The sequence below is a fragment of the Oscillatoria salina IIICB1 genome (assembly GCF_020144665.1).
Lineage (GTDB): Bacteria > Cyanobacteriota > Cyanobacteriia > Cyanobacteriales > SIO1D9 > IIICB1.
The window spans coordinates 1-12,566 of record NZ_JAAHBQ010000041.1 but is presented as its reverse complement, the minus strand read 5'-3'; the positions used below and the strand labels follow the sequence as shown (position 1 = coordinate 12,566).

Genomic DNA, 12,566 nt, shown 5'->3' with positions numbered 1-12,566 from the left:
GAAGACAGTCAAAAATGAAGTAAGTCAGAGTGAGTAAAATTTAATTGACATTTTTGACAAGATTCAATTCCGGAAACAGTTTCAATTTTTGGTGAGTATTTTGAGTAATATTTCCTTAATTTTGACATTAAGCAATCTCCATTGATACTAATTCTAGTTCTTTTCCTTGTCGAATTTCGTAGCACAATTGTTGACAGCGAGGACAGTCATAAATAAAGTCAGAAGGAGTAAAATCTAATTGACATTTCTCACAATGAACAATGACGGGAACAGTTTCAATTTCTAAGTGGGCATTTTGAGCAATAGTTCCTTGAATAACAACATCAAAAGCAAAGGCTAAGGCTTCGGGAATTACCCCTGATAATGCCCCTACTTTAAGTTTAATCCAATGAATTTCTTTTGCCCCTTCTTTTTGAGCATAATTTAAAACTAACTCCAAGGTATTTTCCATTAAACTAACTTCGTGCATTTCCGGTAATTATTAAGGGAAAAAAGAGTGTTTTTGTGCTATAATACTGACAGATTTTCGGCGGTGTTTTCGGGAATTAAACGACGAATTTCTGCAAGGGCTTGGGTGATTCCCGTTTGCGCGATCGCGCTTAAGCTTTCCCCAATACTCAAGTCACTGACGGGAATCTGCACTAACCATGCTTGGGGACAGTTACCATATAAAATTTGGGCAAGAGTTAACAGCGATCGCGGATCGCAACCGTGGGTTAAGCTAAAGCCAGACTCAAGGGGGGTTATTGGGTTAACGGTGACTTCCTCTAAGCCATTGGTAGAAGCATCGACAAAAATTGCGATCTCTACCCCAGAGAGGGTTTCTGACAGTTCCGGGGTCAGTTGATGAACCGAAATAGAGGTAACGTCAGGTAAATCCCATTGGGAAACAACTTCTGCTACCCGTCTTCCCACAGCATCATCGCTGCGTAAATCGTTACCATAGCCAATGACTAAAATCATCGTTAATGTCGCCACACTTCGTTAATTACTTCACCCTTGCTTCCGATTAGTTGGATGTGTAAGGGCATTTCTCCCATAGCGTGGGTGGAACAACTTAAACAAGGATCGAACGCCCTGATTCCTGCTTCGACACGGTTGAGTAAGCCTTCGGGGATTTCATGACCTCGGATATAATGTTTAGCGATTTGGGCAACGGTTTTATTCATGGCGAGGTTATTTTGTCCGGTGGCAATAATTAAATTCACCTTTTCAATCAGTCCATTTTCATCTACTTGATAATGGTGAAATAACGTTCCTCTGGGGGCTTCCGATACTCCTACGGCTTCAAGTTGGTTAATTCCCGCCTCAGCGCGAGTTCGCGGGGAGAGAACATCGGGATCGTTAACAAGTGCCTCAATTCCCTCCAAGGCTGCGAGAATCTCTACCAGACGGGCATAGTGATAGAAGAAAGAAGAAGTCACCACCCGTTTACCAGCGCGATCGCGAAATTCTTGTAAGGCTCGATCTGCGAGGGGAGTGCCAATGCGATCGCAAATATTTAATCTTGCCAATGGTCCCACTCGATAGATTCCTTCGGGATAGCCTAGAGGCTTATAATAAGGAAACTTCAGATAAGACCAGGGTTCTACCGCTTCACCGAGAAAAGTTTGGTAGTCGTCTTCACTCAAGCGATCGGCAACAATATTTCCCTCACTATCCATAATCCGCAAATGACCATCATAATGTTCCCATAAGCCATCTGGGGTCACTAAGCCCATAAATAAAGAAGGAAATTCACCGAAAACCTGCGCCTCTGTACCAAATTGGTCTAACAGACGCTTCATTAAATCTAAAGCAATGGTAAGGGTTTCTTGAGATTCCGGTAAACGTTCTCGAATCCAGCTACAACCCTCTTCTAACAACGGATAACGAACTCCCCCAGGTACAGCCCAAGCGGGATGGATTTTGCGCGATCCCAAGATTTTAATTACCTGTTGACCAAACTGACGGAGGCGAATTCCTTTCCGGGCTAATTCGGGGTCCGCCGCAATTAAGCCAAAGATGTTGCGGGTGGCAGGATCGCTATCCCAACCCAAGAGAAAGTCAGGACTACTCAGGTGGAAAAAGCTGAGGGCGTGGGATTGGGTAATTTGCGCCAAATTCATCATCCGCCGTAGCTTATTCGCCGCGATCGGAATTTTAACTGCTTGAATTTTATCCCCAGTTTTCGCCGAGGCGAGGAGGTGACTCACGGGACAAATCCCACAGATGCGGGCGGTAATACTTGCCATTTCCCACATCGGGCGACCTTCACAAAATTTCTCAAAGCCTCGAAACTCGACCACATGAAAACGCGCATCGGAGACTTCTCCCGCATCATCTAACAAGATGGAAATTTTCGCATGACCTTCAATACGAGTGATGGGATCGATAACAACTGTTTTAGACATAACGACTCTTAGATTTTATTGGGCAAATTCCGATCAACCAAACTTCAACATTTCCCGTCCGACCATCTGGGGTTTCTCCCCATTAATTAGGGGTTCTAAGGTAGCGCGAATTCGCTCCGCATCGGGGGGACATCCGGGAATAAATAAATCTACCGTCACAACTTCATGGACAGGACGAACTTGGGCTAATAAGGGGGGAACAATTCCTGGGGCGTTCGGTAACTGAGGGGTTTCGTCTCCGAGTTCGAGATAACAGCGTCGTAAAACGGGGTCGGCACCGCGTAACATATTTCGCATGGCAGGAACGTTAGCCGTGACGGCACAGTCTCCAAAGGAAATGAGAAATTTAGACCGTTCTCGGATGATTTGAATCAATTCCAGATTCTCTTCGTTGGCAATTGCTCCCTCAACTAAGACCACATCCACATTCTCAGGGTATTCTTTGATATCTGACCCCACCGGAGAGTAAACCACATCGACCTTTTCGGCTAAGTCGATCAACCATTCATCCAAATCTAAAAAAGACATATGGCAACCGGAACATCCGGCTAACCAAACAGTTGCTAACCTTATCTTGTCCATTCTTGGTTCTTCCTTGCGTTGACAATAAATTCCAGTTTGGCGCGATCGCGTTGCATTTCTGCCACTGTTGACCCTTTGCGGAAAATTGCCCCTGTGGGACAAGCATCCACACATTTACCACAGGAGGTACAAGCGGACACCTCTCCCCAAGGTTGGTCTAACCCGGCGATAATTTTCGACTGGCTGCCGCGTCCCGCCATGTCCCAAACATGAGCGCCTTCAATTTCATCACAGACTCGCACGCAACGAGTACAAAAGATGCAACGGTTGCGATCGATTCCAAAGCGATCGTGGGATACATCTACTTCTCGCTGGGGAAACTGGTAGAAAAAGCGGGTATGATCCATCCCCACCTCAATTGCCATATCCTGTAACTCACAGTTACCATTGGCGACGCAAACCGAACAAATATGATTCCCTTCCGCAAAGAGCATTTCCACCGTCATCCGGCGAAATTCCTCAATTTCTGGGGTATGGGTAAGCACTTTCATCCCTTCACTGACTTGGGTGACACAAGCGGGTAAAAGCTTGGGGATTCCGGCGATCGCTACTAAACATAAGCGACAAGCCCCCACATCGGTAATCCCTTCTAAATGGCACATTGTGGGGATATGAATCCCTGCTGCTTGGGCTGCTTCTAGCACTGTTGCCCCAGCTTCTACGGCTAAGTCTCGATCGTTAATTTTTAAGGTGACAACTGCCATAATCTTCTCCGGATCTTCCTGTTAACAGAGTCTTCAAGGGTTAGTCACCCTTGACTAAGGCGGTATATTCATCCTGGAAATATTGCAAGGTACTCAAGACGGGATTGGGGGCAGATTGTCCCAAACCACACAAACTGGTTTGTTTCACCATCTGACATAATTGCTCGAGTTTTTTTAGATCTGTTGAAGTGGCTTCCTGGTTGAGAATGCGGTTTAACAGTTCGTAAATTTGCACCGTTCCGACGCGACAGGGAATACATTTACCGCAGGACTCTTCTTGGCAAAAGCCCATGTAAAACTTGGCGACTTCTACCATACTGGTTTCTTCATCCATGACCACCATGCCCCCTGACCCCATGATCGAACCTAGTTTTGCCAAAGATTCATAATCTACGGGGGTATCCAGGGCATCAGGGGGAATACACCCTCCCGAAGGGCCTCCAGTTTGTACGGCTTTCACCTTGCCACCATTGGGAATCCCACCCCCCATCTCTTCAATAATTTCCCGCAGGGAAATGCCCATCGGTACTTCAATCAACCCGTTGTACTCAATTTTGCCTGTGAGGGAAAAGATCTTTGTACCTTTACTTTTTTCCGTACCAATACTGGCAAACCAATCTGCCCCTTTCTTGATAATTGTGGGGATATTCGCTAGGGTTTCGACGTTATTAATTAGGGTGGGTTCTCCCCACAGTCCCGAAACCGCCGGATAAGGAGGGCGAGGGCGGGGAGTTCCTCGTTTCCCTTCTACAGAGGCAATCAGGGCTGTTTCTTCCCCACAAACAAATGCTCCGGCTCCAACCCGAATATCAATGCGAAAATCGAAGGGAGAACCGAAAATCTGAGTGCCTAAAATTCCCTGACCTTTGGCTTGGTTAATGGCTTTTTGCAGACGAGTAATTGCTAAGGGATATTCCGCCCGCACATAGATAAAGCCTCGATCTGCACCGATCGCATAACCTGCGATCGCCATTCCTTCTAACACTCGATGAGGATCGCTTTCTAAGACGCTACGATCCATAAATGCACCGGGATCTCCTTCATCACCATTACAGATGACATATTTCTGACCGGGGGGCATTTTGGCGACGGTTTGCCATTTTAACCCTGTGGGATAACCAGCCCCTCCTCGTCCCCGTAAGCCAGATTTCATGATTTCATTCACTACCTCGGCAGGGGTCATCTCGTATAAAACCTGATAGAGGCTTTGATACCCCCCTACGGCTAAGTATTCGCCAATTTTTTCGGGATCGATTTGACCGCTATGTTCTCGGACAATTTTCAATTGACGGGTAAAGAAAGGATGATTGCTGTCGGCTTTTTCCGCAGTGGCTTCCCCCTGATTCACGGCTTTGACAATTGATTCTCCTTGCTCGGGGGTTACTTTTTGATAGAGTTGCTCGCTTGGGCTGACAGCTACCATCGGTCCGTAACCACAAAAGCCCATACAGCCCACCCCTAAGACTTCAACCTGGTTCTCTAAGCCCCAATCTTCGACTGCTTTTTCCATGCTTTTCTGTACTTCCAGTGAAGCCGCAGCCCGACATCCGGTCGAAGTACAACAATGAATTCTTACTGGCTTTTGGGATTGGCGTTCTTTTTCAGCTAATTCCAGCAGTTCACTTTGCTCCATGATTCTCTCCCCTTGTTTTTGGATTTAACCTTGAGGATGAAAGTCACTCGAATCCGATTTCATCCCCTATTCTGGCGTTTCCCACCCTTCTACCTTGACTAAGGCTGCTGCTGGGGAAACCTGTCCAGCTACTTGACCATCGAAAACCACTGCTGGAGCAATTCCACAAGCTCCGATACAGCGAGCCGTGAGTAGGGAAATTTGCCCATCCGAGGTTGTTTCTCCCGCTTGAATCTTTGTCTGTTGTTCTAAGGCTGCTAAGACTTTCTGACTGCCTTTGACATAACAAGCTGTGCCGAGACAGACGACACAGGTATGTTTGCCTCCGGGTTTGAGGGTAAAGAGATGATAAAAGGTGGCGACCCCATAAACGCGACTTAGGGGCAATTTCAAGTTTTTCGCAATGTAGGCTAAAGTATCTGCTTCTAAATAGCCAAAGGTATTTTGGGCAGCGTGCAAAATCTCAATGAGAGCGTCTGGTTGGTAATGATTGCGCTTGAGGGCAATGTCAATTCGCTTGAAAGGATTATCTTGAGGGGGCGGCTTCCGAACAAGTTTTGGCGGTTTTTGTGATGTTTGCATGACATCTTCTCACTTATTTAAATTCTGTCGATTTCATCAGTCCGAGCGAGATTTTTTACTTGGGTTTCTTTTCATTATATCTATTAATTTTACTATGACATATTAACTTAAATAAATATATAAAGTTTTGTGTTAATACCTGATTTTAAATGTTAAAAATTTTATCTCACTGGTTGTCAACGATCGTGTTTCGATGCTAAGCCCTCATCCCTTGGCTTGGTGTCGATTTAACCCTGCCTTGGTGATAATTTCCGCAAATTTTACCCAGAAAGTAAGCTTGTCAAAAAACAACCCGTTTGTTGTTTAATAAGACTTGTTAATCGATCCTGAAGTATTCCTTAAAAACCATATTTTTTGAAATATTAAAGGCTAAAGTTTGACTAGAAGCTGAAGAAAAAAATTATTAACCAAAATAATTAATTCCCGCTCGGCGATTAGTTTGATACCTGCGCTCGAAGCATCAAAAAAACAAGTCATCTCGGAGATATAAGCAGGCTATTGCCCGATCGCAACGATAAACGAGAGTTGAGATTATCAATTATGAGTAAACCAGCATTTACAACGTTAGACGGTAACGAAGCTGTTGCCCGGGTTGCCTATCGACTGAATGAAGTCATTGCCATTTATCCGATTACCCCCGCCTCGCCGATGGGAGAATGGGCGGATGCTTGGTCATCAGCGAAACAATCAAACCTCTGGGGAACTGTTCCCGCGATTGTGGAAATGCAAAGCGAGGGAGGGGCAGCCGGGGCGGTTCACGGGGCGTTACAAGCGGGTTCCTTAACCACCACGTTTACGGCATCCCAAGGCTTGTTATTGATGTTGCCCAACCTATATAAAATTGCGGGGGAATTGACTCCTGGGGTGTTGCATATTGCCGCCCGTTCGATCGCTGCCCAAGCTTTGTCCATTTTTGGGGATCATAGTGATGTGATGGCAGCCAGAGCCACAGGTTGCGGGTTACTCTGTGCAGCATCGGTACAAGAAGCCCATGATTTCGCAGCGATCGCCACTCGTGCTAGTTTAGAATCTCGCATTCCTTTCTTACACTTCTTTGATGGATTCCGCACTTCCCACGAAATTCAAAAGGTGGTGTTAATTGAGGATGAGGAATTAAAACAATTATTCCCCGACGAACTTATTTTTGCCCATCGAGAACGGGCGTTATCCCCCGATCGCCCCTTTATTCGCGGTACCGCCCAAAACCCTGATGTCTTCTTCCAAGCGCGAGAAACGGTTAATCCTTATTATGAGGCTTGCCCCAATCTCGTGCAAAAGGCAATGGATGAGTTTGCAGCCATAACCGGACGACAATACCAATTGTATGAGTACGAAGGCGATCCGGAAGCGGAACGGGTCATAATTTTAATGGGATCGGGTTGTGAAACTGCCCAGGAAACCGTTGACTATCTCAACACCCAAGGTGAAAAAGTTGGGGTGGTGAAAGTGCGGTTATATCGTCCCTTTGAGATTCAAACTTTCATCAATGCCTTACCCAAAACTGTCAAAGCGATCGCCATTTTAGATCGGACAAAAGAACCAGGAAGTTCCGGCGAACCCTTGTACTTGGATGTGGTAAGTGCGATCGTCGAAACCCAAACCTTTACCCCGGCGCCGCGCATTGTTGGCGGACGTTATGGGTTATCCTCAAAAGAGTTCACTCCGGCGATGATTAAAGGAATCTTTGACAATCTGAGTCAAGATACGCCCAAAAATCACTTTACCATTGGCATTCACGACGATCTCACCCATACCTCTCTACCTTACGATCCGAATTTCAACATTGAACCAGATAATGTCGTGCGGGCAGTGTTCTATGGCTTAGGATCGGATGGGACAGTAGGGGCAAATAAGAACTCGATTAAAATTATTGGCGAAGAAACCGATAATTATGCCCAAGGCTACTTTGTCTATGATTCTAAGAAGTCAGGTTCGGTGACAGTTTCGCATCTGCGCTTTGGACCCGAAAAACTGCGCTCCAGCTATCTTATTAGTAACGCAAGTTTTGTCGCCTGTCATCAATGGCAATTCTTAGAAAAATTAGCTGTGTTGAGTGTAGCAAAACCGGGATCGACCTTCCTCCTCAATAGTCCCTACGATCCGGAAACCACCTGGCAACAACTGCCCCAAGATATTCGCCAAGAGATTCAGGAAAAGGAACTGAAGTTTTATGCGATCGACGCTTATGAGGTGGCGAATAATGCAGGGATGGGAGGGAGGATTAACACCGTGATGCAAGTTTGTTTCTTTGCCCTTGCTAAAGTGTTACCAAAAGAAGACGCGATCGCCCAAATTAAAAAAGCCATTCGCAAAACCTATGGCAAAAAGGGTGAAGAAGTGGTGAAACGAAACTTGGAAGCGGTAGATAGCACCTTAGATCGTCTCCATGAAGTTAACTATCGCAGTTTCAAGCTCCCAGAAGCAACCTCGGAGAAAGATTATTCTGCCATTCCCGAAACAGCCCCGGCGTTTGTACGGGAAGTGTTAGGGAAGATGATGTTAAGGAAAGGAGATGAAATTCCTGTAAGTGCTTTACCTGTTGATGGGACTTATCCGAGTGGGACATCGAAATGGGAAAAACGTAACGTGGCGATGGAAGTTCCGGTTTGGGATACCGATGTCTGCGTTCAATGTGGTAAATGTGTCATGGTTTGTCCTCATGGGGTGATTCGTTCTAAAGTGTATGACGAGAGTGCCTTAGAAAATGCCCCCGCAAGCTTTAAGAGTACGAATGCGCGAGATAAGGCTTGGTCAAACCTGCAATTTAGCCTTCAGGTGGCGGTAGAAGACTGTACCGGATGCGCCGTTTGTGTCGATGTCTGCCCTGCCAAAAATAAAGCCGAACCCCGGAAAAAGGCAATTAACATGGAGACACAACTGCCCTTACGAGAACAGGAACGGGAAAATTGGGACTTCTTTTTAAGAATACCCAATCGCGATCGCGCCCAATTGAATCTGCATAAAATTGCCCATCAGCAAATGCAAGAACCCCTCTTTGAGTTTTCTGGGGCTTGTGCAGGTTGTGGGGAGACACCTTATCTTAAGTTAGCAACGCAATTATTTGGCGATCGGATGTTGGTAGCGAATGCCACCGGATGTTCCTCTATCTATGGCGGTAATTTACCTACAACTCCCTGGACTCAAAACGCCCAAGGATTAGGTCCCGCTTGGTCAAATTCCCTGTTTGAAGATAATGCTGAGTTTGGCTTAGGCTTCCGAATTTCGGTGGATAAACATAGCCAATATGCCGTGGAACTGTTGCAACAGCTATCCTTTGGGATGAATGGAAATGCCCTTATTCCCACAGAGTTTGCTAGTCAAATTCTCAATAATCAACAAACCGATGAAGCAGATATCGCCGAACAACGGGAATGGGTGGCGCAACTCAAACAACAGCTAGAACAAGCATTAAGTACCACTGAAGATTCTCAAGTCGTCAGTCAGATTAAACAACTGCTTTCCCTGGCTAACTACTTAGTGAAAAAGAGTGTTTGGATTGTGGGCGGTGACGGTTGGGCTTACGATATCGGTTATGGTGGCTTAGATCACGTTTTAGCAAGCGGTCGCAATGTGAATATTTTGGTCATGGATACCGAAGTTTATTCTAATACAGGCGGTCAAATGTCCAAAGCCACTCCGCGAGGCGCAGTTGCTAAATTTGCAGCCGGGGGGAAACCTGCACCCAAGAAAGACTTAGGCTTAATGGCAATGACCTATGGTAATGTTTATGTGGCAAGTGTCGCAATGGGCGCGCGAGACGAACATACCTTGCGGGCTTTCCTCGAAGCTGAAGCCTATCCCGGAGCTTCTTTGATTATCGCCTACTCCCACTGTATTGCCCACGGCATTAACATGACAACGGCGATGCAGCAACAGAAAGCCTTAGTTGAGTCCGGACGTTGGTTACTCTATCGTTACGATCCCCGACGGGCGGAAGTAGGGGAAAATCCCTTACTGTTGGATTCTCATTCTCCGAAACATTCCGTTGAGGATTCCATGTACGCCGAAAATCGTTTCAAGATGTTAACCCGTACCAATCCCGAACAAGCCAAGCAACTTTTAGAAGCAGCCCAAGCCGATGTTAACACCCGTTGGCAACTCTATCAATATTTAGCTGCCCGTCATCTGACAAATCCCCAGAAAGATGAAAAGCCAGATTCAGGGGAAAGATCGCCGAAACAAATGACAGCTTCCTAATCGCGATCGCTGGGGCAATTTTCGACTAGATTGCCTCAGCTTCCCGTTAAAATCAAGAGGTAATCAAAGATGGATTTAACCACCAATTATTTAGGCTTAGAATTGCGATCTCCGTTAGTAGTGGGGGCTGCTGCACCCTTAACTGAAAATATCGATCGTCTTCAACAAATGGAAGATGCTGGTGCGTCCGCCGTCGTGCTACATTCCTTATTTGAAGAACAGATTCGCCAGGAACAATTAGAATTACACTATCATCTCGAACAAGGAACTGAAAGTTTTGCCGAAGCCTTAACTTATTTCCCGGAACCAGACATTTTTCATGTTGCAGGGGAACAATATCTTAAGCATATTCAGCAAGCAAAGTCAAGGGTTAAAATTCCGATTATTGCTAGTCTCAATGGTTCAACATTAGGGGGATGGACTGACTATGCGAAAAAAATGGCAGAAGCAGGGGCTGATGCTATTGAACTGAATATTTATCATATTCCCACTGATTTGAATATCTCTGGAGAAGAGATTGAAAAACGTTACATTGAAGTGCTTCAATCGGTGAAATCAACGGTTAATATTCCCGTTGCAGTTAAACTGAGTCCCTATTTCAGCAATATAGCAAATATGGCGAAGAAACTAACAGAAGCTGGGGCAGATGGATTAGTTTTATTCAATCGTTTCTATCAACCAGATATTGATATTGAAACCCTAGAAGTAAATCCCCATGTTTTACTGAGTACCCCCCAAGCTATGCGCTTACCCATGCGGTGGATTGCGATTTTATATGGCAGAGTAAATGCTGATTTTGCTGCTACTAGTGGGATTCATAAAGCTGTTGATGTGGTAAAAATGTTAATGGTCGGAGCAAAGGTGACGATGATAGTTAGCGTTCTCTTAAGACATGGTATTGGACATTTAAAAAGCATTGAAACAGATTTAAAAGTGTGGCTAGAAGAACATGAATATGAATCAGTGAAACAGCTACAAGGAAGTATGAGTCAGATTAATTGCCCGAACCCCACAGAATTTGAACGGGTTCAATATATGAAAGCTATCCAAAATTATCATCCGGCAATTGACTTATTCCAGAAAGTAAGTTAGTCAGCAATACTTTCATTGTTCTCCTTGCAAGAGGCTTTTTGAGACCGGGAAATCCGCAGTTTCTTTGCTCAAGAACGCCAGATTTGCAGAAATAACTTATGAGGGCTACTATAGCAGTAAACAGTAATAAGAGCTTATGCTAGCAAGGTTTTCCGAAAATGAGGATGTTCTAACTAATTCGTTCGCTGCTATAGTAGGGTAATATCCGTGAAATTTGTTAATGAGTATCGCGATCGAGAAATTGTCCAAACTTACGTCCAAGGGATTACAAAAATTATTACCAAACCCTGGACAATTATGGAAATTTGTGGGGGACAAACTCATACCATTGTCAAATATGGCATTGATACCCTATTACCCTCAGAAATAACCTTAATTCATGGACCCGGCTGTCCCGTTTGTGTCACCGCAACTGAATTAATTGATACAGCGATTACCCTTGCATCTCAACCCCAGATTATTTTCTGTTCCTTTGGGGATATGTTACGAGTTCCGGGGTCAACTTCCACGGATTTATTAACTGTCAAAGCTAATGGTGGAGATGTGCAGATTGTTTATTCTCCCCTCGATACCCTCAAAATTGCCCAAGAGAATCCTGAGAAAGAAGTTGTCTTTTTTGCTGTTGGGTTTGAAACCACTGCCCCGGCTACAGCAATGGCAGTTTATCAAGCAAAACAACAAGGAATTACTAACTTTTCTATGTTAGTTTCTCATGTCCTGGTTCCCCCCGCAATGGCAGCGATTTTGTCTTCTCCCCAGAACCAAGTGCAAGGATTTCTCGCCGCAGGTCATGTCTGTACTGTAATGGGATATGAAGAGTATCAGGCGATCGCTGCTCAATACCAGATTCCCATCATCGTTACCGGATTTGAACCTGTAGACATCCTCCAAGGGGTTTATCTTTGTCTTCAACAACTCGAACAAAACCAAGCCGAAGTTGTCAACCAATACAGCCGTTCCGTCCAACCCCAAGGAAATCAATCCGCCAAAACCCTGATGCAACAAGTCTTTCAAGTCGTCTCCCGTCAGTGGCGAGGCTTGGGGGAAATTCCCCACAGTGGGCTAGGACTGCGCCCAGAGTACGCTAACTATGATGTCCAGCAAAAATTTCATTTAGAGGTGGCAACTGCCGCTCAAACCCCTTCTGAGTGCATTAGCGGTCTGATTTTACAAGGTATCCAGAAACCTCACCACTGTCCCGCCTTTGGGAGACGTTGCACTCCAGAACATCCTCTCGGCGCACCAATGGTATCCTCCGAAGGTGCTTGTGCTGCTTATTATCGTTATCGTCAACGCCTCAACGAGTAGGGGCAAGCCCCCGTGCTTGCCCCTCTTGTCTTACCAGAAAAACTGGGTTTAAAGCCTCGCCCTTTAGCGGAGCGG

The 12,566-nt window shown here is 45.5% G+C and carries 10 protein-coding genes; 3 read left to right on the top strand and 7 right to left on the bottom strand.

Going from position 1 to position 12,566, the window contains the following annotated elements; genetic code table 11:
* Nucleotides 1-127: 127 nt before the first annotated feature.
* The 7 genes from hypA to hoxE all read right to left on the bottom strand — a co-directional run bounded on the left by hypA (nt 128) and on the right by hoxE (nt 5,894).
* A complete protein-coding gene (gene hypA, locus G3T18_RS13565) occupies nt 128-469 on the bottom strand; it encodes a hydrogenase maturation nickel metallochaperone HypA (RefSeq protein ID WP_224411100.1) in 342 nt (113 codons plus the stop codon).
* Between the two features lie 38 nt (nt 470-507).
* Entirely contained in the window at nt 508-978 is a 471-nt protein-coding gene (locus G3T18_RS13560) for a hydrogenase maturation protease (protein ID WP_224411099.1), read from the bottom strand.
* Entirely contained in the window at nt 966-2,393 is a 1,428-nt protein-coding gene (locus G3T18_RS13555; protein ID WP_224411098.1) for a Ni/Fe hydrogenase subunit alpha, read from the bottom strand. The genes G3T18_RS13560 and G3T18_RS13555 overlap by 13 nt, the downstream gene beginning before the upstream one ends.
* Before the next feature lie 33 nt (nt 2,394-2,426).
* The gene (locus G3T18_RS13550; RefSeq protein WP_224411097.1) at nt 2,427-2,975 is read right to left on the bottom strand and encodes an NADH-quinone oxidoreductase subunit B family protein; all 549 of its coding nucleotides are present in this window, start codon (nt 2,973-2,975) and stop codon (nt 2,427-2,429) included.
* A complete protein-coding gene (hoxU, locus tag G3T18_RS13545; RefSeq protein WP_224411096.1) occupies nt 2,963-3,679 on the bottom strand; it encodes a bidirectional hydrogenase complex protein HoxU in 717 nt (238 codons plus the stop codon). The genes G3T18_RS13550 and hoxU overlap by 13 nt, the downstream gene beginning before the upstream one ends.
* 40 nt (nt 3,680-3,719) lie before the next feature.
* Nucleotides 3,720-5,312 carry a NuoF family protein gene (locus G3T18_RS13540; RefSeq protein ID WP_224411095.1) on the bottom strand — a complete coding sequence of 531 codons (1,593 nt, stop codon included), beginning with the start codon at nt 5,310-5,312 and terminating at the stop codon, nt 3,720-3,722.
* Between the two features lie 66 nt (nt 5,313-5,378).
* On the bottom strand, nt 5,379-5,894 hold the full coding sequence (hoxE, locus tag G3T18_RS13535) for a bidirectional hydrogenase complex protein HoxE (RefSeq protein ID WP_224411094.1): 516 nt from the start codon (nt 5,892-5,894) through the stop codon (nt 5,379-5,381).
* Between the two features lie 540 nt (nt 5,895-6,434).
* Between hoxE and nifJ the strand changes: the two genes are divergently transcribed.
* The 3 genes from nifJ to hypD all read left to right on the top strand — a co-directional run bounded on the left by nifJ (nt 6,435) and on the right by hypD (nt 12,491).
* A complete protein-coding gene (gene nifJ / locus G3T18_RS13530; RefSeq protein WP_224411093.1) occupies nt 6,435-10,091 on the top strand; it encodes a pyruvate:ferredoxin (flavodoxin) oxidoreductase in 3,657 nt (1,218 codons plus the stop codon).
* 69 nt (nt 10,092-10,160) lie between these two features.
* Nucleotides 10,161-11,183: a dihydroorotate dehydrogenase-like protein gene (locus tag G3T18_RS13525; protein ID WP_224411092.1), complete on the top strand. Its 1,023-nt coding sequence runs from the start codon at nt 10,161-10,163 to the stop codon at nt 11,181-11,183.
* A gap of 207 nt (nt 11,184-11,390) precedes the next feature.
* Nucleotides 11,391-12,491 (top strand): hydrogenase formation protein HypD, encoded by a 1,101-nt coding sequence (hypD, locus tag G3T18_RS13520; protein ID WP_224411091.1) that lies wholly within the window; start codon nt 11,391-11,393, stop codon nt 12,489-12,491.
* The last annotated feature ends 75 nt before the right edge of the window (nt 12,492-12,566 follow it).

Coding starts and splice junctions, on each gene's coding strand:
- G3T18_RS13540 (WP_224411095.1), bottom strand. CDS start 5,312: ATGGAGCAAAGTGAACTGCTGGAATTAGCTGAAAAAGAACGCCAATCC.
- hoxU (WP_224411096.1), bottom strand. CDS start 3,679: ATGGCAGTTGTCACCTTAAAAATTAACGATCGAGACTTAGCCGTAGAA.
- G3T18_RS13550 (WP_224411097.1), bottom strand. CDS start 2,975: ATGGACAAGATAAGGTTAGCAACTGTTTGGTTAGCCGGATGTTCCGGT.
- G3T18_RS13555 (WP_224411098.1), bottom strand. CDS start 2,393: ATGTCTAAAACAGTTGTTATCGATCCCATCACTCGTATTGAAGGTCAT.
- G3T18_RS13525 (WP_224411092.1), top strand. CDS start 10,161: ATGGATTTAACCACCAATTATTTAGGCTTAGAATTGCGATCTCCGTTA.
- hypA (WP_224411100.1), bottom strand. CDS start 469: ATGCACGAAGTTAGTTTAATGGAAAATACCTTGGAGTTAGTTTTAAAT.
- nifJ (WP_224411093.1), top strand. CDS start 6,435: ATGAGTAAACCAGCATTTACAACGTTAGACGGTAACGAAGCTGTTGCC.
- hoxE (WP_224411094.1), bottom strand. CDS start 5,894: ATGCAAACATCACAAAAACCGCCAAAACTTGTTCGGAAGCCGCCCCCT.